At 71.4% G+C, this 18,232-nt stretch carries 23 protein-coding genes; 5 read left to right on the forward strand and 18 right to left on the reverse strand.

The window, feature by feature from the left end; all coding sequences use genetic code 11:
* Positions 1 to 151: 151 nt before the first annotated feature.
* The 7 genes from VGO20_RS22530 to VGO20_RS22560 form a co-directional block, all read right to left on the reverse strand.
* Positions 152 to 439: an acylphosphatase gene (locus VGO20_RS22530; protein ID WP_327504633.1), complete on the reverse strand. Its 288-nt coding sequence runs from the start codon at positions 437 to 439 to the stop codon at positions 152 to 154.
* On the reverse strand, positions 436 to 714 hold the full coding sequence (locus VGO20_RS22535) for a 2TM domain-containing protein (RefSeq protein ID WP_327504634.1): 279 nt from the start codon (positions 712 to 714) through the stop codon (positions 436 to 438). The genes VGO20_RS22530 and VGO20_RS22535 overlap by 4 nt, the downstream gene beginning before the upstream one ends.
* A 22-nt stretch (positions 715 to 736) precedes the next feature.
* Complete coding sequence (locus VGO20_RS22540; RefSeq protein WP_327504635.1) at positions 737 to 1,042, reverse strand: SCP2 sterol-binding domain-containing protein; 306 nt, start codon at positions 1,040 to 1,042, stop codon at positions 737 to 739.
* A gap of 94 nt (positions 1,043 to 1,136) precedes the next feature.
* Positions 1,137 to 1,844: an ATP12 family chaperone protein gene (locus VGO20_RS22545; protein WP_327504636.1), complete on the reverse strand. Its 708-nt coding sequence runs from the start codon at positions 1,842 to 1,844 to the stop codon at positions 1,137 to 1,139.
* Positions 1,841 to 2,551 carry an HAD-IA family hydrolase gene (locus VGO20_RS22550; protein WP_327504637.1) on the reverse strand — a complete coding sequence of 237 codons (711 nt, stop codon included), beginning with the start codon at positions 2,549 to 2,551 and terminating at the stop codon, positions 1,841 to 1,843. Before VGO20_RS22550 ends, VGO20_RS22545 begins: the two co-directional genes overlap by 4 nt.
* Entirely contained in the window at positions 2,548 to 3,555 is a 1,008-nt protein-coding gene (locus tag VGO20_RS22555; protein ID WP_327504638.1) for an RluA family pseudouridine synthase, read from the reverse strand. The genes VGO20_RS22550 and VGO20_RS22555 overlap by 4 nt, the downstream gene beginning before the upstream one ends.
* A gap of 49 nt (positions 3,556 to 3,604) precedes the next feature.
* Entirely contained in the window at positions 3,605 to 4,525 is a 921-nt protein-coding gene (locus VGO20_RS22560; protein ID WP_327504639.1) for a hypothetical protein, read from the reverse strand.
* Between the two features lie 146 nt (positions 4,526 to 4,671).
* On the opposite strand from VGO20_RS22560, the gene msrB reads away from it, so the two are divergent.
* Together msrB and msrA are read left to right on the forward strand one after the other, a co-directional pair.
* Positions 4,672 to 5,172, forward strand: a complete 501-nt coding sequence (gene msrB / locus VGO20_RS22565) for a peptide-methionine (R)-S-oxide reductase MsrB (protein WP_327504640.1) — start codon at positions 4,672 to 4,674, stop codon at positions 5,170 to 5,172.
* A 24-nt stretch (positions 5,173 to 5,196) separates the two neighbouring features.
* Entirely contained in the window at positions 5,197 to 5,916 is a 720-nt protein-coding gene (msrA, locus tag VGO20_RS22570) for a peptide-methionine (S)-S-oxide reductase MsrA (protein WP_327504641.1), read from the forward strand.
* 19 nt (positions 5,917 to 5,935) lie between these two features.
* On the opposite strand, the gene VGO20_RS22575 is transcribed toward msrA, so the two are convergent.
* The 3 genes from VGO20_RS22575 to VGO20_RS22585 are packed head-to-tail and all read right to left on the reverse strand — an operon-like array spanning position 5,936 to position 8,910.
* Positions 5,936 to 7,228, reverse strand: coding sequence for a replication-associated recombination protein A (locus tag VGO20_RS22575; protein WP_327504642.1), 1,293 nt, complete (start codon positions 7,226 to 7,228; stop codon positions 5,936 to 5,938).
* A complete protein-coding gene (locus VGO20_RS22580; RefSeq protein WP_327504643.1) occupies positions 7,225 to 8,622 on the reverse strand; it encodes a DegQ family serine endoprotease in 1,398 nt (465 codons plus the stop codon). The genes VGO20_RS22575 and VGO20_RS22580 overlap by 4 nt, the downstream gene beginning before the upstream one ends.
* Positions 8,623 to 8,667: 45 nt before the next feature.
* Positions 8,668 to 8,910, reverse strand: coding sequence for a hypothetical protein (locus tag VGO20_RS22585; RefSeq protein WP_327504644.1), 243 nt, complete (start codon positions 8,908 to 8,910; stop codon positions 8,668 to 8,670).
* Between the two features lie 148 nt (positions 8,911 to 9,058).
* Between VGO20_RS22585 and VGO20_RS22590 the strand changes: the two genes are divergently transcribed.
* The 3 genes from VGO20_RS22590 (at position 9,059) to VGO20_RS22600 (ending at position 11,265) form a co-directional block, all read left to right on the forward strand.
* On the forward strand, positions 9,059 to 10,390 hold the full coding sequence (locus tag VGO20_RS22590; RefSeq protein WP_327504645.1) for a glutamine synthetase family protein: 1,332 nt from the start codon (positions 9,059 to 9,061) through the stop codon (positions 10,388 to 10,390).
* Between the two features lies 1 nt (position 10,391).
* Positions 10,392 to 10,724, forward strand: coding sequence for a YnfA family protein (locus VGO20_RS22595; protein WP_327504646.1), 333 nt, complete (start codon positions 10,392 to 10,394; stop codon positions 10,722 to 10,724).
* 76 nt (positions 10,725 to 10,800) lie between these two features.
* Positions 10,801 to 11,265, forward strand: coding sequence for a PRC-barrel domain-containing protein (locus VGO20_RS22600; protein WP_327504647.1), 465 nt, complete (start codon positions 10,801 to 10,803; stop codon positions 11,263 to 11,265).
* A gap of 16 nt (positions 11,266 to 11,281) precedes the next feature.
* Here the strand turns inward: VGO20_RS22600 and VGO20_RS22605 are convergent, their stop codons facing one another.
* The 8 genes from VGO20_RS22605 to secY all read right to left on the reverse strand — a co-directional run bounded on the left by VGO20_RS22605 (position 11,282) and on the right by secY (position 18,166).
* Complete coding sequence (locus tag VGO20_RS22605) at positions 11,282 to 12,145, reverse strand: MBL fold metallo-hydrolase (protein WP_327504648.1); 864 nt, start codon at positions 12,143 to 12,145, stop codon at positions 11,282 to 11,284.
* Between the two features lie 117 nt (positions 12,146 to 12,262).
* Positions 12,263 to 13,336, reverse strand: a complete 1,074-nt coding sequence (locus VGO20_RS22610; protein ID WP_327504649.1) for an FUSC family protein — start codon at positions 13,334 to 13,336, stop codon at positions 12,263 to 12,265.
* Positions 13,337 to 13,414: 78 nt separating this feature from the next.
* Positions 13,415 to 13,840: a 50S ribosomal protein L17 gene (gene rplQ, locus VGO20_RS22615; protein ID WP_327504650.1), complete on the reverse strand. Its 426-nt coding sequence runs from the start codon at positions 13,838 to 13,840 to the stop codon at positions 13,415 to 13,417.
* Between the two features lie 136 nt (positions 13,841 to 13,976).
* Positions 13,977 to 14,993, reverse strand: coding sequence for a DNA-directed RNA polymerase subunit alpha (locus tag VGO20_RS22620; protein ID WP_327504651.1), 1,017 nt, complete (start codon positions 14,991 to 14,993; stop codon positions 13,977 to 13,979).
* 179 nt (positions 14,994 to 15,172) lie between these two features.
* Positions 15,173 to 15,574, reverse strand: coding sequence for a 30S ribosomal protein S11 (rpsK, locus tag VGO20_RS22625; RefSeq protein ID WP_327504652.1), 402 nt, complete (start codon positions 15,572 to 15,574; stop codon positions 15,173 to 15,175).
* 40 nt (positions 15,575 to 15,614) lie between these two features.
* Entirely contained in the window at positions 15,615 to 15,983 is a 369-nt protein-coding gene (rpsM, locus tag VGO20_RS22630) for a 30S ribosomal protein S13 (RefSeq protein WP_327504653.1), read from the reverse strand.
* 192 nt (positions 15,984 to 16,175) lie between these two features.
* The gene (locus VGO20_RS22635; RefSeq protein ID WP_327504654.1) at positions 16,176 to 16,826 is read right to left on the reverse strand and encodes an adenylate kinase; all 651 of its coding nucleotides are present in this window, start codon (positions 16,824 to 16,826) and stop codon (positions 16,176 to 16,178) included.
* Positions 16,823 to 18,166 carry a preprotein translocase subunit SecY gene (gene secY / locus VGO20_RS22640; protein ID WP_327504655.1) on the reverse strand — a complete coding sequence of 448 codons (1,344 nt, stop codon included), beginning with the start codon at positions 18,164 to 18,166 and terminating at the stop codon, positions 16,823 to 16,825. The genes VGO20_RS22635 and secY overlap by 4 nt, the downstream gene beginning before the upstream one ends.
* Positions 18,167 to 18,232 lie beyond the last annotated feature (66 nt).

The following is an 18,232-nucleotide window of genomic DNA, read 5'->3' on the forward strand; positions in this document are numbered from 1 at the left end:
GGGCCGTCCAAACCCAGGCGGCGTGACACGCTTCCACGCCGCACGATCCGGTCCGGGGGGCATGCCCCCCGGACCGGATCGTGAACGAAGCGGACAACTCACTTGTTACGGCCGCCGGACAACTTGACTTGTTAGCGACAGTGGGCCGGTTTCAGAGCGTGGCCCGCTGCTCGAAACTGTCCCCCGGGTCGGCCGCCGGTTCCACGTCGATGGTGTCCACCCGTGCGAGGCAGGGACCTTCCCGGCATGCCACCACCATGGCGTCCACCGCCGCCGGGTCGCCGGCGAACACCGCCTCCACCGTGCCGTCCGCCCGGTTGCGCACCCAGCCGGACAGGCCTCGCGCTCGCGCCTGATCGACGGTCCAGCCCCGGAACCACACGCCCTGGACCTTGCCGGAAACGACGACCCTGACCGCCTTGCGCTCCATCGCCGTCATCGCCTCCCGCGTCCCGTCGAGCCGAACAGCCCCATGGCGTAAGCGGCATGCAGGGCCAGGGGCGCGCCCCAGCCGACCAGCAGGAAGACGAACCAGGGCCGGTCCGGCGTGAGGACGAAGTTGACGGGGACCAGCACGATCATCACCAGGAAGAAGACGATCAGATGGTTCAGGAAGCCGCGCAGGCGCCCGCGGCCGCCATCACCGTCGCCGCCAGGGGCGCCGCCAGGGTCGCCATCGGCCTCGCGGCCCGGTTCGTTCTCCGACATCGTCATCCGCGCGCTCCGTCGGGGCCGGTCAGTCTTCCTCGAGCAGCGTCGCGAGCTTGAGGGCCAGGCCCATCGAGCCCGCGACCTTCAGCCGCCCGGTGGCGAACGCCAGGGTCGGGCTCAACTGCCCGCTGATCATCCGGTCGAAATTGTCCATCGTCATACGGATCGTGGTATCGGCGTCCCCGGTTCCGCGCGTCAGCGTCGCCGGGCTGCGCGACGCGTCGAGCAGCAGACTGCCGTCGCCGCCGAAGTCGAACAGCGCCGTGCGGCCGAAGGAACGGAAATGGGGAAGCCTCTGCTTCATCTTGGCTTCGAGTTGGTCGAGCGTCATGGCGTCAGGCCCCGTGCAGTCGCTGCGGGCCTGATAGCGGCCCCGGCAGGGATTGGCAAGCGCGCGGCAGGGCGGCACGGCAGGGTAGCGCGGCTCATCCGGCCCGGAGCAGGTCGAGGAAGCGGCGCGTACCCAGGATGTCGGCGCGGATCATCTCGCGCCGCCGCGCCGCCTCGGCGTCCTCGCCCCATTGCTCGATCTGGAACGTCTCGTCGAGCTGGGACGCCTCGAACGCCTCCTCGGCCGAAACCCGGCCGTCGTGCAAGGCCAGCGCCAGGACCAGCGAGCCCAGGACCGCGGTCGCGTTCTGCACCCCCGACAAGGTCATGTCGTCGAGCGCCTCCACCGCCGCGCGCAGCGCCTGGATGGCGCCCTGCGGCTGCTCCACCGGCATCAGGCCCGCGCGTACCGCGAGACGGGCGTCGTAGCGCAGCGCCGCCCAGTCCAGGATCGGCTGCCACACCCGGGCCTGGCGTTCCTGGAGCGCCGGCTGGGCCTCGTCGGCGCGGTAGCACAGCAGGTCGGTCCCGGCGTAGCGGACCACCCCGTCGACGATCGCGTCGCGGGCAGGCGCCACCCGATCCACCGCCGTGCTCGCGAGCTGCATCAGCGGCATCGCGTCGGGCCGCACCTCTTCGTCCTGGGCGTCCCATTCGGCCGCGATGGCGTCCGCGAGCGCCTTCTGCCGCAGGACGAGCGGAGCCCGCCCCGGCGTGCGCAGCGGCCGGCCGTCGAGGCGGACCTCCCACCCTTCGCCCGGCCCCATCTCGGCGACGGCGACGGTCTTGTAAACTCTCTTCATGTCCGAGTTCCCATCGGCTGCAGAAGCCGGCGGACGGCGCCCGGCACCTCCCCGCAGGTCCGGCAGATCGCCTGGGCGCCGGCGGCCGCCAGCTCTTCCGGCTCGTGATAGCCCCATGCCACGCCCACCGCCCCGACGGCGGCGCTGCGCGCCATCCCCATGTCGTAAGTCGTGTCGCCGATTACCACCGTGTCCCCCGCCCCGGCGCCGGTCTCGGACATGGCCCGCAGGACCATGTCGGGGTCCGGCTTGCCCGCGCAGTCGTCGGCGGTCTGGAGCGTCACGAAACGGCTGCGCAGGCCGTGGCGCTCCAGCGTCGACAGCAGGCCGCGGCGCGACTTGCCCGTGGCGATCCCGAGCAGGACGCCCTCGGCGTCGAGGTCCTCGATCGCCGCCGCGATGCCCGGGAACAGCGGCTCCTCCAGCTCCCCGCGCAGCCGGCTGTCGCGGAACGCCGTCTTGTAGCGCTCGGCCAGGGTCAGGTGGAGGTCGGGCGGGCCTTCGGGCAGCAGGCGCGCGACCGCGTCGAGGACGGAGAGCCCGACGATGCGCCGGACCGCGTGCGGCTCCGGCTCGGGCAGGCCGCAGGACCGCCAGGCCGACGCCATCGCCGAGACGATCGCATGCTGGCTGTCGACCAGGGTCCCGTCGCAGTCGAAGATCGCGAGCCGCAGGCGGCCCGGCGCGGATGCCGGCTCGCCGCTCATTCGGCGTCCGCGAACGGATCGCCGCGCTCCTCCCGGTCGAAGCCGAAATAGCCCCAGGTCCGTTCCATGTGCGCGGGCAGCGGCGCGCTCACGTCGATCGCCCGGCCGCCGCGGGGATGCGGGACGATGATGCGCCAGGCGTGCAGGTGGAGCTGGCGGGGAAGGTCCGCCCCCGCGATGAAGGCCTCCGCCCCGCCGTACTTCCCGTCGCCGAGGATCGGCGTGCCGATCGCCGCCATGTGGACGCGAAGCTGGTGGGTCCGGCCGGTCAGCGGCCACAGCGCGACCCTCGCCGCCCGCTTGCCCGCGGGCTCAAGCACGCTGTAGAGCGAGACGGCCTTGCGGCCCTCCTCCTCGTCATGGGCGACGCGCTCGCCGCGGGGGCCCGTCTCCTTCGCCAGCGGGGCGTCGATGCGGCCCTGGAACGGCCGCGGGACGCCGACCGTGACGGCCCAATAGTACTTGCGGGCGGTCTTGCCCCGGAACGCCTCGGCGAGCCGGCTGGCCGCGAAGGCGGTGCGCGCCAGCAGCAACACGCCGCTGGTGTCCTTGTCGAGCCTGTGCACGAGGCGGGGACGCTCCGCCGCGTCGAAACGCAGCAGGTCGAGCATCGCGTCCAGATGCTTCGTCGTCCCGGTCCCGCCCTGGACCGCCAGGCCAGCCGGCTTGTCGAACGCGATCACGTCGTCGTCGCGCCACAGCACGCGGGCGAGCAGCGCCCTGGCCTCGGCGTCGCTGACCTTGAGCCTGTTGAGCCTGTCGGGCGGCCGGTCGCCGGCGTGCCGTCCTTCGGGCTCCTCGCCGAGCGGCGGCACCCTGACCGACTGCCCGGGCTCCAGCCTGGCATTGGCCTTGGCGCGCTTGCCGTCGACCCGGATCTGGCCGGTGCGCAGCAGCCGCTCCAGGTGACCGTGGCCGAGGTGGGGGAAATGTCGCTTGAACCAGCGGTCGAGCCTGATGTCGGCCTCGTCCGCCGCGACCACTCGCGTCTGAACCTCGCTCACGCCACCCGTTCCGTTTCATTGCCCGCCCGGCCTTGGGCGGGCGGGCACACTATAGGGCGGCGGGACCCGTCCTGTCGCCCCGCCGAATGGCGCCGGTGCCGATACCGAGGCCGACGCCGAAAATCCAGCCGTCCCGGCGGCGGGACCGCTCGTCCAGGCGGCAGGGCCGCCAGGCCGATGCCTCCGCGGCGAGGCGGCGCAGGCCCGCCGCCGACACCAGCGCGTCGGCCTGGTGGTCGTCGGGGGCGCCGCCCGTCCCGGTCGGGCGCGAGCCGAGGCGCGCCAGGCAGCCGTCGAGCGCCGCCCGGTCCCGGACCTTGCGCGTGCCGAAGCCGGCGAGCCGCAGGAAAAGACGGGGATAGATCTCGACGCAGACCAGGCGGTCCGCGGTCTCGGCCTCGAACGGCCATATCGCGACGTCGCGCCCGAGATCGTGCCTGAGCCGGCGCAGCACCCGCATTCCCGCAAGCGCGCCGCGGCCGACCTGCTTGCTGCCGATCAGGTGGTAGGGGCTCTGCGGATGGCCGAGGCCTTCCTCCATGCACACCCGCTCGGTCTCGCGCCGGGCGTCCACGTATCCGGCCGGCCGCGGGCCCCGGACCCAGAAATCGGCCGCGAAGGGCGCGGTTTCGACGAAGGGGCTGCCCAGGAAGTCCGGGGCGTCCCCGCAGGCCCGCTCCACAAGGTCCCAGAGGTCGAAGGCGCCCGCCGCCCCGGGATCGGCGAAATGGCGCCCGGCCTTGGCGAAGGGGAGCGAGAACGCGAAGTCGAACCCGGCCAGCACCCGGCCGGGAGCGTCCCGCCGCAGCCAGTCGAGCACGGCGCCGCGCGACCACCAGCCGTCCGGAGCCGGGACCAGCCGCGGCGCCTCGTCGCCCGGGCCGCATTGCGCGACGGCGATGCCCCGGTACCGGCTGCCTCTGGCGCCGGACCAGTCGATGGCGACGAAACGGTCGAATTCGGGACTCATTGCGCCGGAGGTTCTATCGCGCGCCGGACGGCGGGGGAAGCCCCCGCGCCGGGCCGCGGGGCGCGCCCCGGGACAAATTTGCGGCAATCTCCCGGCCGCGCATCATATGTATCCGGAACGCAGGCACGATCGCGGAGTTGGTGACGATGATGACGAAACGGCATTTCCTGCTCGGCAGCGTCGCGGCGCTCGGCGCCGGCATGGCCGCGAGGCTGGGCGCCGGCACGCCGTCGATGGCGGCGCCTGCTCCTTCCGGCGGCTTCGACGTCGTGAAGACCGACGCCGAATGGCGGCGCACCCTTACGGCCGAACAGTACCGCGTCCTGCGCGATCACGGCACCGAGCGGGCCGGAACCAGCCCTCTCGACCATGAGAAGCGCAGCGGCCTCTTCAACTGCGCCGGCTGCGCGCAGCCGGTGTTCTCCTCCGAGGCCAAGTACGACAGCGGCACCGGCTGGCCCAGCTTCTTCAAGCCGTTGCCGCAAGCGGTCGGCACGTCCGAGGACCGCAGCTGGTTCGCGGTCCGCACCGAAGTGCATTGCGCGCGCTGCGGCGGGCATCTCGGCCACGTCTTCGACGACGGCCCCGAACCGACGGGGCTGCGCTACTGCATGAACGGCGTCGCGCTCGACTTCGTGCCGGCCTGACGGCCGTTCCCGGAAGGAGGTTCCATGATCAGACCATTGCTCCTGGGTCTCGGCCTGAGCGCCCTGCTCGCCGGCCCGGCCGCGACGGCGGCGGGCGCGCAGACGCCGGGGACCGGACAGGCGGCCGGAACCGAACAGGCGACCGGAACCGAACAGACGACTGCCGTCTTCGCCGGAGGCTGCTTCTGGTGCGTCGAGGAAGCCTTCGACAAGGTGGAAGGCGTGACGGAGACCGTCTCCGGGTTCACGGCGGGCACGGTTCCGAACCCGTCCTACGAACAGGTGTCGGCCGGCGGCACGGGCCATGCCGAAGCGGTCCGGGTACGCTACGATCCCGACGTGGTGGGCTATTCCGAGCTGCTCGACGTGTTCTGGACCAATGTCGACCCGTTCGACGGCGGCGGCCAGTTCTGCGACCGGGGCGACCAGTACCGGAGCGCGCTGTTCCCGATCGGCGATGAGCAGCAGCGCCTCGCGGAGATTTCCAAGCAGGCCGTCAAACGGCGCTTCGACCAGCCCGTGGCGACCGGGATCGAGGCGGCCGCGCCGTTCTTCGCGGCGGAAACCTACCACCAGGACTATCACGAGAAGAATCCGCTCACCTACGCGTACTACAAGTGGCGGTGCGGACGCGCGGAGCGGCTCGAGACCGTCTGGGGCGAGGCCCCGGCCGGTCCCGCCGTCGCCCTGACCGAGGAAGGCCAGGCGACATCCGCGCAGGGCGAGCAGACGGCTCGTCCGTAGGCGGCGCGGTGGCCGCCCGTCATTCCTGCGGGCGGTCCCGCAGCTTCGACCAGTAATCGATGCGCTTGCGGATCTCGCGCTCGAAGCCGCGCTCGACCGGCTGGTAGAACTGCTGGCGCGCCATCGCGTCCGGGAAGTAGTTCTGGCCGCTGAAGCCCTCGGGGGCGTCCGGATCGTAGCGGTAGCCCTTGCCGTAGCCGAGGTCCTTCATCATCCGCGTCGGCGCGTTCAGGATGTGCATCGGCGGCATCAGCGAGCCGGTCTCGCGCGCCGCGCGCTGGGCGGCCTTGAAGGCGACGTAGGCGGCGTTCGACTTCGGCGCCGTCGCCAGGTAGATCACGCATTGGGCGAGCGCCAGCTCGCCCTCCGGGCTGCCGAGCCGCTCGTAGGCGTCCCAGGCCGAGATCGTCTGGCCGAGCGCGTCGGGGTCGGCGAGGCCGATGTCCTCGACCGCCATCCGGACCAGCCGGCGCGCCACGTAGCGCGGGTCCTCGCCGCCGGCCAGCATCCGCGCCAGCCAGTACAGCGCCGCGTCGCAGTCCGAGCCCCGGACCGACTTGTGCAGCGCGCTGATCAGGTTGTAGTGCCCCTCCTGCCCCTTGTCGTACAGCGGTGCGCGCTTCTGGACCGTGGCCGCCAGCGCCGCGACGTCGAGGACGCGGCCGGCATCGACCGCGAACACCTCCTCGCACAGGTTCAGCAGGTAGCGGCCGTCGCCGTCGGCCATCGCCTTCAGCGCCGACCGCGCGTCGCCGTCCAGCGGCAGCGGCCTGCCCATCTCCGCCTCGGCGCGCGCCAGCAGCCGCTCGAGCGCGGCATCGTCCAGGCGGTTGAGCACCAGCACCTGGCAGCGCGACAGCAGGGCCGCGTTCAGCTCGAAGGACGGGTTCTCGGTCGTCGCCCCGACCAGGGTCACCGTGCCGTCCTCGACGAAGGGCAGGAAGCCGTCCTGCTGGGCGCGGTTGAAGCGGTGGATCTCGTCTATGAACAGCAGCGTGCCGCGCCCGCCCACGCGGCGCTGACGGGCCGCCTCGAACACCTTGCGCAGGTCGGCGACGCCGGAGAAGACGGCGGACAGCGGCTCGAAGTGAAGGTCCGTCCGCTCCGCCAGCAGGCGCGCGACCGTCGTCTTGCCGACGCCGGGCGGGCCCCACAGGACCATCGAGGCGATGCGCCGCGCACGCAGCATGCGGGCGAGCGGCCCGTCGCCGGTCAGCAGGTGCTCCTGCCCGACCACGTCCTCCAGGCGCTCCGGCCGCAGCCGGTCGGCGAGCGGACGGGGGGCCGACGCATCGAACAGTCCCGGGTTCATCCCACCACCTGCACGCTCAGCACCCTCTCGCCCCGCCGGATCGCCACGGTCCATCCGCCCCTGCCGCCGAGCTGGCGTTCCAGGGTCCGGACGTCCGTCACGTCGCGGTCGTTGATGCGCAGGACGACGTCGCCCGGCTCGAGCCCGAGCCGGGCCGCCGGGCTGCCGCGCGCGACCGACAGCACGACGACGCCCTGGGCTGCGCCCTCGAACCGGATCTCCTCGGCCAGGGCGGGAGACAGGTTGGCGACCGTGGCGCCCGTAAGGGGATGCCGGCCGCCCAGGACCGTGGTGTCGCGGGGCGGGTCCTCCGGCGGCGGGCCGACGGTGACCGCCACCTCGCGAACGATCCCGCCGCGCGCGACCTCGAGCACCGCGCGGCCGCCGGCCGGCAGGGTGGCGATGCGGTAGCGCAGCGCTTCCAGCTCGTCGACGGGGCGGCCGTTGACCGCGGCGATGACGTCGCCGACGCGCAGCCCCGCCGCCACCGCCGGGCTGCGCGGGTCCAGCCCGTTCACCAGCACGCCCGCCGGCCGGGCGAGCCCGAGCGAGGCCGCGATGTCGGCCGTCACCGGCTGCCCGGACACGCCGAGCCAGGGCCGGACCAGCCGGCCGCCGTTGCCCACCGCGTCGACGACGGTGCGGACCATGTTGGACGGCACGGCGAAGCCGATGCCGTGGTTGCCGCCGGAGCGAGAGAAGATCGCGGTGTTGATGCCGACCAGCCTGCCGTCCATCGCGACCAGCGCGCCGCCGGAGTTCCCGGGGTTGATCGCGGCATCGGTCTGGATGAAGAAACTGTAGTCGCCGATCCCGACCGCGGTCCGGGCCACCGCCGAGACGATGCCGCTGGTGACGGTCTGGCCGACGCCGAAGGGGTTGCCGATCGCCAGCACCAGGTCGCCGACCTCCAGCTCGTCGCTGTCGCGCAGATCCAGATAGGGCAGCGGCCCGCCGCCGGGCGACTCGATCCTGAGCACGGCGAGGTCGGTGCGCTCGTCCGAGCCGACGAGCCGCGCCTCGAACTCGCGGCGGTCCGCGAGCACGACCGTGATCTGGTCGCTGCCCTGGATCACGTGGTGGTTGGTCACGACGAGCCCCGTCGGATCGACGATGACGCCGGAGCCGAGCGAGTTCTGGACCCGCTGGCGCGGGGCGCCGAACGGGGCCGCGTCGCCGAAGAAGCGGCGGAACAGCGGGTCGTCGAACAGCGGCGGCGTGCGCTCGCGCACGACCCGGCGGGTGTAGATGTTGACGACGGCCGGCGCCGCGCGGCGGACCACCGGCGCGAAGGACAGGGCGATCTCCTCGCGCGATCCCGGCACGGCGCGTTCCGCCGCGGCGGCGGCAGGCATCGCCGCGAGGAGCAGCAGGAGCAGGGCGAGGTATCTCATGCCGGCCAATTTAGGATCGTGGCTCCTCGGGCGAAAGGGTGCCGCTCAGGATGCCGCGCGGCAGACCGCGGTGCACTGGCGGAACTGCCGGTCGCAGGACATCCCGCGCAACGTGCTGTTCGAGCCGCGGGTGGCGCCGGCCTCCATGCAGACGTCGTAGTCGCGGCTGCAGGAGCGCGAGCACGAGGCCGCGCCGTCCGTGCCGCCGGCAGGAGACGCGTTGCGCTCGCCGGTGCAGGCGGCGAGCACGAGCGCTGCGGCGAGAAGAAGGGTCGAGGCGCGGGGCATGGCGGGTCTCCGGTGCGGGAACACGGAGGCTATTGCGTCGGCGGCATGCCGGGCAAGCCTCCGCGAGCGGGCGGCGACGGTTGCCGCGATGCGCGCCATCGTCCACTCTCGCCGTCGCAAACGCGCAACCGCCAGCCCGGGACCAGAGATGCCGCCGGACACCCAGCACCACCCCGCAGCCGCGATCGAGCTTCTCCTCACCGATCTGAGCGGCGTCACGCGCGGCAAGCGGGTGCCTGCCCGCGAGCTCGACCACGTGCTCCACGCGGGGGTGCCGCTGATCGGCTCGCTCCACGCGCTCGACATCCATGGCGAGAACGTCGACGAGGCGGGGCTGGCGCTCGCGACAGGCGACGGCGACAAGCTCCTGGTGCCGGCCGACGGCCGGGTGATGCCGGTCCCCTGGGCCGGCGAGCACGCCTCCTGCCTGCTGATGACGCTGATGGAGCCCGACGGGCGGCCGTTCTTCGGCGATCCCCGCCACGTGCTGGCGCGCACCGTGGGGCATCTGGCCGATCTGGGGCTGACGCCGGTCGTGGCCTGCGAGCTGGAATTCTACCTCGTGGACGCCGAGCGTACGCCCGGGGGCGGGCCCCAGCCGCCCCGCTCACCCCTGACCGGCCGCAGGGACTGGTCGATCCAGACATACGCCATCGACGAGCTGGAGGCATACGGCCCCTACCTGTCGGCGGTCGCCGAGGCCTGCGCGCGGCAAGGCGTCGTCACCGGCAGCATCCTGGCCGAATACGCGCCGGGCCAGTTCGAGATCAACCTTGAGCATGGGCCGGACGCGCTGCGCGCCGCCGACGAGGCCGTACTCCTGAAGCGGGCCGTACGCGGCGTCGCGCGGGCGCAGGGCATGGACGCGACCTTCATGGCCAAGCCCTATGGCGGGCATTCCGGCAGCGGCCTGCACATGCATGTCAGCCTGCTCGACCGCGACGGCCGGAACGTCCTGGAGGACGAGGCGGTGCTGCGCCATGCCGTGGGCGGGCTGCTCGCCACCATGGCCGAGGCGATGGCGATCTTCGCCCCGAACGCCAACTCGTTCCGGCGGCTGCAGCGCGGCTCCTACGCCCCGACCGTGCCCACCTGGGGCGAGGACAACCGGACGGTCGCGGTGCGCACGCTGGGCTCCGGCCCGTCGCGCCGGATCGAGCACCGGCTGGCCGGGGCCGACGCGAACCCCTATCTGGCGCTCGCGGCCGTGCTCGCGGGGCTGCACCACGGCATCGCCCGCAAGGTCGAGCCGCCCGCCCCCGTCACCGGCAACGCCTACGATGCCGGCCCCGGCGGGCTGCCGGCGCTGCCGCGGCGCCTGCCGGAGGCGCTGGACGCCTTCGAGGCGGGGCAGGTCCTGCCCGGCTATATCGGCGGCGACTATCACCGCCTCTATTCCGCCGTGCGCGGGGGAGAACTGCGCAAGTTCGAGGCCCTGTACGACCGGCGGGAGATGGACTGGTACCTGGCGGTGATCTGAGATGGCGTCCTTCCCGATCTACGCGCTCGCCGCGCTTGCGGAGATCGCGGGCTGCTTCTGCTTCTGGGCGTGGCTGCGCCTCGGCCAGGGGGCGTGGTGGGTGCTTCCCGGCCTGGCCAGCCTCGCGGTGTTCGCGTGGCTGCTGACCCGCGTGCAGCTGGACTTCGCCGGCCGAGCCTATGCCGCCTATGGCGGCGTGTACATCGCCGCGTCGCTGCTGTGGCTGTGGATGGTCGAAGACCAAGCGCCGGACCCGTGGGACCTCGTCGGCGCGTCGCTGTGCCTGGCCGGCGCAGGCACGATCCTGCTCGCGCCTCGCGGGCCGATCGCCTGAGGGCGCCGGAACCGCGGGTGCGGTCGGGATGTTGCCTTCAGGGCCGTCCCTTTCGCGCGAACACGGAGCCTCGACGATGCGATACCTGCCGCCCCTCGCCGCAAGCACCCTGCTGCTGGCCTCCGCGCTGCCGGCCCTCGCCCAGACCGGCGAGACGATCCGACCGGCGCCGCCCTCCGCGATCGGGCAGCTGGAGCGGATCGAGATCGACCCGGGCCTGCGGGAGATGGACCCCGCGGCGCTCGAGGGGATGCGGGTCTACGATGCGCAGGGCGAAGAGGTCGGCGACGTCGAGACGGTGATGATCGGTACCGACCGCCGCCTGCTCGCCGTGGTCGAGACGCAGGGCTGGCTCGGCGTGGCGACCGGCCGGGTGGCGATCCCGGTCGAGGCGATGCGCCTCGACGGCGACGTCCTGCGCCTCGTCGCCCTGACGGAAGAGCAGGTCCGGGACATCATGGCCGAGAAGGCCCTCGACTACGGCACGCTCGACGGCTACGCGACCATCGGCGAGGCCTGGGACGCGCGCCTCGTGGAGTAAGGCGTCTGCCGGGCGTTCAGAGCGCGTCGATCGGGATCTTCAGGTAGCGGACGCCGTTGTCCTCGGCCGGCGGGAACTGCCCGCCCCGCACGTTCACCTGCACCGAGGGCAGGATCAGCGCCGGCATCTGCAGCTTGGCGTCGCGGGCCGTCCGCATGGCGACGAACTCCTCCTCGGTGACGCCGTCGCGGACATGGACGTTGTCGGCCCGCTGCTCGGCGACCGTGCTCTCCCAGAGATAGCGGTCGCGCCCCGGGGGCTTGTAGTCGTGGCCGGTGAACAGGCGCGTGTGCGGCGGCAGGTCGAGGATGCGGCGGATCGACCGGTACAGCGACCGGGCGTCGCCGCCCGGGAAGTCGGTGCGCGCCGTCCCGTAGTCCGGCTGGAACAGCGTGTCGCCGACGAAGGCCGCGTCCCCGACGACATAGGTCAGGTCGGCGGGCGTGTGGCCGGGGGTGTGCAGCGCCCGGGCATCGATCGACCCGATCCGGAACCGCTCGCCGTCGGCGAACAGGTGGTCGAACTGGCCCCCGTCGGCGACGAAGCCCGGTTCCATGTTGAAGAGCGCCTTGAAGACCTCCTGGACCTGCCGGATGTGCTCGCCGATCCCGATGCGGCCGCCGACCGCCCCCTTCACGTAGGCGGCCGCCGACAGGTGGTCGGCATGGACGTGCGTCTCCAGGATCCAGTCGACCGTCAGCCCCCGGCCGCGCACATGCCCGATCAGCCGGTCCGCGGACGCGGTGCCGGTGCGGCCCGACTTCGGGTCGAAGTCGAGGACGGGGTCGATCAGGGCGGCGGTTCCGGTGGCGGGATCGGCGACCGCATAGCTGACGGTATTGGTCGCCTCGTCGAAGAAGGCGTGGACGTCCGGCTTCATCGCTCAGCTCCTGCCGTGGCCCGTTGCGAACTGCGCAGACTACAGGATCGCGCGGCCCGCCGATGCATCCCCTCCGGACGCGTACGACCGGCCAGTGCGGAACGCGGCCGGCCGCCGTCAGTGCCGTCCGTGGCGCTCCGCCCGGCGGAAAAGGTCGGCGATCTCATCGAAGTTCCCGGCCAGTTCCTCCAGCGCGAAGGCGAGCGCGAACACCCGCTCCATCGCATGCGTCGGCAGCGCGTCGGCCTCGCCGCGGCGCTGAAGCTCCGCGAGGCGGTCGTCCAGCGCGCGCAGCCGGCCCTTGACCTGGTCGGCGGCGGGCAGGGCCCGGCCCTCGGACACCGAGGCGCCGAGCTGCTCGAGATAGGCGCAGGCGGCGGTGGCGAACGCATCGAGGGTCGCGCCCAGACGGCCGCGCAACGTCTCGGGCAGCGGCTCGACGTCCACGCGGTCGATCAGGATCAGCGTATGCCAGAGCCGCTCGACGGCATGAAGCACGGCCCGGTACTCGGGACCGTCGCGGCGGGGGCCGGCGCGGCCGCGGCGCGACTGCGCGAGCATGGCGCGGGCCTGCTCCAGATGGCCGCGGACCTCGCCGTGGATCGGGCCGAGGGGGTCCCGGCCGGTCGCCAGCAGGCCGGGCATGGCCGCCCGCAGCAGCGCGCCGCAGCCACGCAGCGCCGCCCCCAGGGCCCGGTCGGCCCGCCGGTGCGCGGCTTCGGGAAAGATCAGGAGGGCCGTCGCCCCGGCGATAACGCCTCCGATGCCGATCGCCAGCGCCCGGTCGAGCGCGGCGTCGATCAACATGTCGGAGGAGGACACGATCAGGATGCCGGCGGGCACGTGGCCGTAGCGCAGGCCCGGGCGCCAGGACGCCACGAACTCGACCACGACCGCGGCGACCGCGAGGCTGAGGGCCGCCATCCAGCCCTGCGTGCCGATGAAGCGGACGCAGGCGAGCCCGACCAGCGTGCCGAGCACGGTTCCGAGCAGCCGGCCGACGACGGAATTCACCGTGCCGCCGACGCTCGGCTGGATCACGAAGAGGGCGGAGATCACGGCCCAGGACAGCTCCGGCAGCGCCGCGAGCTTCATCAGGGCGAAAGTCGCAAGCGCCGCGACGGCTGCCTGGACGGCCTGCCGAGCCGGCTCTCCATAGGCGGAGGCGAGACTGTGCAGGGAAGAGCGCATACCCGGTCAACCCGGCGCCGGGCCTGACGTCGGGGACGGGCACCGACCGTGCCCGCCCCCTCGTCGTCGATCCGCGGATCAGGCCTGGGCCTCTTCGGCCTCCTCCTGCTCCTGCTTCGGACCGCTGTCCTGGCCCTTGGCCGCCGGGTCGCGGTCGACCAGCTCGATCACCGCCATCGCGGCGGCGTCGCCGTAGCGGAACCCCGCCTTCAGGACGCGGGTGTAGCCGCCGGCGCGGTCCTTGTAGCGCTCGGCGATCGTGTCGAACAGCTTCGTCACCATCGCCTCGTCGCGCAGCCGGGCGAGAGCGAGGCGGCGGTTGGCGAGGCCACCCTTCTTGCCGAGCGTGATCAGGCGCTCGACGATCGGACGCAGGTCCTTCGCCTTGGGCAGCGTCGTCGTGATCTGCTCGTGCTTGATCAGCGCGGCCGCCATGTTGGCGAACATCGCCTGACGATGGCTGGTCGTGCGGTTCAGCTTGCGTCCGTTCATGCCGTGGCGCATGGCCTTGCTCTCCTCTCACCCGGGTTTCGCGCGCGAAACCGATTGCGTACCCCTGGCGCCCTTCTTGCGGCACGCAGGGGGCGGGCCCTCATGGCCCATGTCCGGGGAGGGACGGCGCCTTCCCCGTTCCATGCGGTCAATACGGCTCTTCGAGCCGCTTGGCCAGTTCCTCGATGTTCTCCGGCGGCCAGTTCGGGATCTCCATGCCGAGATGGAGCCCCATCTGCGCCAGGACTTCCTTGATCTCGTTCAAGGACTTCCGGCCGAAGTTCGGCGTGCGCAGCATCTCGGCCTCGGTCTTCTGGACCAGGTCGCCGATGTAGACGATGTTGTCGTTCTTCAGGCAGTTCGCCGACCGGACCGACAGTTCGAGTTCGTCCACCTTGCGCAGCAGGTTCTTGTTGAACGGAACCTCTTCCGACTTCTCCTCGATGGTCGCCTGCGTCGGCTCCTCGAAGTTGATGAAGAGCTGGAGCTGGTCCTGGAGGATGCGGGCGGCCAGCGCCACCGCGTCCTCCGGCGACACGGCGCCGTCCGTCTCGATCGTCATCGACAGCTTGTCGTAGTCGGTGACCTGGCCGACGCGGGTGTTGTCGACCTTGTAGGACACCTTGCGGATCGGGCTGAACAGCGCATCGACCGGGATCAGGCCGATCGGCGCGTCCTCGGGCCGGTTCTGGGTGGCCGCGACGTAGCCCTTGCCGCTCTGGACCGTCAGCTCCATCGACAGCCGCGCGCCGTTGTCCAGCGTGCAGATGACGAGGTCGGGGTCCATCACCTCGATGTCCGGGCCGGTCTCGATCATGCCGGCCTTCACCTCGCCCGGCCCCTCGGCGCGCAGGCGCATCCGCTTGGGCCCGTCGCCGTGCATGCGCAGGCCGAGCGTCTTGATGTTCAGGACGATGTCCGTGACGTCCTCGCGCACGCCCGGGATGGACGAGAACTCGTGCAGCACGCCCTCGATCTGGATCGAGGTGACCGCCGCCCCCTGGAGGGAGGACAGCAGCACGCGGCGGAGCGCGTTCCCGAGCGTCAGGCCGAATCCGCGCTCGAGCGGCTCGGCGACGACGGTGGCGAAACGTTGCGGATCGTCGCCGGGCTGGATCTCCAGCTTGTTCGGCTTGATCAGTTCCTGCCAGTTCCTGTGAATCACGTCGGTAACCTCATGCCATCGGGTTGACGCGCTGGCGCGCGGCCAATGCGAAAATGCCGAACGGCCCCCCTGACGGGAGGCCCCGGCCTTCGCCACCGTTCCCTTACGTTCCGCGCCACGATGGCAGGGCGGCGCGGTTTCCCGGTCCGGCGGGCTGCGCGGGCGCTAGATCCGCCTGTTCAGACGCGGCGCTTCTTCGGCGGGCGGACGCCGTTGTGCGGGATCGGGGTGACGTCGCGGATCGAGGTGATCGCGAAGCCGACCGACTGCAGCGCGCGCAGAGCCGACTCGCGCCCCGAACCCGGGCCCTTCACCTCGACCTCGAGAGTGCGCATGCCGTGCTCCTGGGCCTTGCGCCCGGCGTCCTCCGCCGCGACCTGGGCCGCGTAGGGGGTCGACTTGCGCGAGCCCTTGAAGCCCATCGTGCCCGACGACGACCAGGCGATCGTGTTGCCCTGCGCGTCGGTGATGGTGATCATGGTGTTGTTGAACGAGGCGTTCACGTGCGCCACGCCCGAGGTGATGTTCTTGCGCTCGCGGCGGCGCAGGCGCTGGGCCGCGGCGTTGGAAGGTCTTGCCATCTGATGTGTCCGTCTGCTCTGAAGCGCGGTCGCGCGCCGGTTACTTCTTCTTGCCCGCGATCGGCTTCGCCGGACCCTTGCGGGTGCGGGCGTTCGTGTGGGTGCGCTGACCGTGGACCGGCAGCCCCTTGCGGTGCCGCAGGCCGCGATAGCACCCGAGATCCATCAGCCGCTTGATGTTCATCGCGACTTCGCGACGCAGGTCGCCTTCCACGCGATAGTCGGAATCGATGACCTCGCGGACGCGGAGCACCTCGTCGTCGGTCATCTCGTTGACCCGCCGCTCGGCCGGGATCCCGGTCTTCTCGCAGATCTGCCGGGCCAGGAGCGGCCCGATCCCGTGGATATAGGTCAATGCCACTTCCACGCGCTTTTGCGCAGGAATGTTGACGCCAGCAATACGCGCCACGCCTCGTCTCCTCGTTTTCTCGTCATGGGCCCAAGGGGCCGCCAAAAGTCCTTGCAGGTCGTCTTTGCGCCTCGGACGCCGGTCGGCCGGCGATTGAGGACGAACGAAAACGCTCGGTTCCCCCTGGGACCAAGGATCGCGGATTATAGGCCGCAATCCTCCAGAGTCAACCAAAGCCGCGACGGCGCGGCGTCACCGCCCCGCCAGCAGCGCCTCGATCTGCTCGGTCACCACGTCGATCTCGGCCATGCCGTCCACCTCGCGCAGGACGCCCCGCTCGCGGTAGTAGGGCAGGATCGGCGCGGTCTGCGCATGGTAGGCGGCAAGCCGGGTCGACACCGTCTCGGCGTTGTCGTCGGCCCGGCGGGTGAACTCCGTCCCGCCGCAGGCGTCGCACACGCCGTCGTCCTTCGGCCGGTTGAACCGGTCGTGATAGCCACGGCCGCACCGTGCGCAGGTGAAGCGGCCCGTGATCCGGTCCACCAGCGCCGCGTCGTCGACCTTCATCTCGATCACCTGGTCGAGCTTCAGCCCCTTCTCCGTCAGCATGCGGTCGAGGGCCTCGGCCTGCGGGACCGTGCGCGGGAAGCCGTCGAGGATGAAGCCCCGGGCGCAGTCCGGCTGCGAGATGCGGTCCGCGATCATCGCGATCATGACGTCGTCGGGCACCAGCTTGCCCGCCTGCATGATCTCCTTCGCCTTCAGGCCGAGCGGCGAGCCGCTCGCGACCTGCGCGCGCAGCATGTCGCCGGTGCTGAGCTGGACCAGGCCGTGCCGCTCCTCGAGCCGCTTGGCCTGCGTGCCCTTCCCCGCGCCCGGCGGGCCGAGAAGTATCAGGTTCATCCTCGCCTCCCGCGCAGTTTCGCCTTCTTGATCAGCCCCTCGTACTGGTGCGCGAGCAGATGGGAATGGATCTGCGCGACCGTGTCCATGGTCACGGTGACCACGATCAGCAGGCTGGTGCCGCCGAAATAGAAGGGCACGCTGTACTGGGAGATCAGGATCTCCGGCAGCAGGCACACGACCGACAGGTAGGCGGCGCCGACGACGGTCAGCCGCGTCAGCACGTAGTCGAGATGGTCGGCCGTCGCCTTGCCCGGACGGATGCCGGGAATGAAGCCGCCGTACTTCTTCAGGTTGTCGGCCGTCTCCTGGGGATTGAAGACGATCGCGGTGTAGAAGAAGCAGAAGAACACGATCAGGGCGACATAGAGGGCCATGTACAGCGGCTGGCCATGGCCGAGATAGGCGGTCACGGTCTGCAGCCAGCCCGGCCCCTGCCCGCCGGCGAAGCCGACGGCGGTCAGCGGCAGCAGCAGCAGCGACGACGCGAAGATCGGCGGGATCACGCCCGAGGTGTTCAGCTTCAGCGGCAGATGGCTCGACTCGCCGCCGAACATCCGGTTGCCGACCTGGCGCTTCGGGTACTGGACCAGCAGGCGCCGCTGCGCCCGCTCCATGAACACGATGAAGGCGATCACGGCGACCGCCATCACCAGCATGAACACGATGAAGAGCGTCGACAGCGCGCCCGTCCGCCCCAGCTCCAGCGTCCCGGCCAGGGCGCGGGGAAGCTCGGCGACGATGCCGGCGAAGATGATCAGCGAAATGCCATTGCCGACGCCGCGCGCGGTGATCTGCTCGCCCAGCCACATCAGGAACACCGTGCCGCCGACCAGCGTGATCACCGTGGTCACGATGAAGAACGGTCCCGGCGCCACCACGGCGGACAGGCCGCCCGCGGTCATCCCCTGCATGCCCATCGCGAGCGCATAGGCCTGCACGGTCGCCAGCAGGACGGTCAGGTAGCGGGTGTACTGGTTGATCTTCTTGCGCCCGCTCTCGCCCTCCTTCTTCAGCTGCTCCAACGTCGGCGAGACGGCCGTCATGAGCTGCATGATGATCGATGCCGAGATGTACGGCATGATGTTGAGGGCGAAGATCGTCATCCGGCCCAGCGCGCCGCCCGCGAACATGTCGAACATGCCCAGGATGCCGCCGGCGTTCTGCTGGAAGATCTGCTCGAGCGCCGTCGGGTCGATGCCCGGAAGCGGGATGTAGGTGCCGAGCCGGTAGATGATCAGGGCTCCGAGCGTGAACCAGATCCGCTTCTTCAGCTCCGTCGCCTTGGCGAAGGCGCCGAAGTTGATGTTCGCGGCAAGCTGTTCGGCCGCTGATGCCATGGTGCTAGTCCTCGACGCTCGTCTGTCCGAAACGCATGATGGGACGAGCCGGCGCCCCCGTTCCGA

Source organism: Arenibaculum sp. (genome assembly GCF_035998295.1).
Taxonomy (GTDB): Bacteria; Pseudomonadota; Alphaproteobacteria; order Azospirillales; family Azospirillaceae; genus DASYHS01.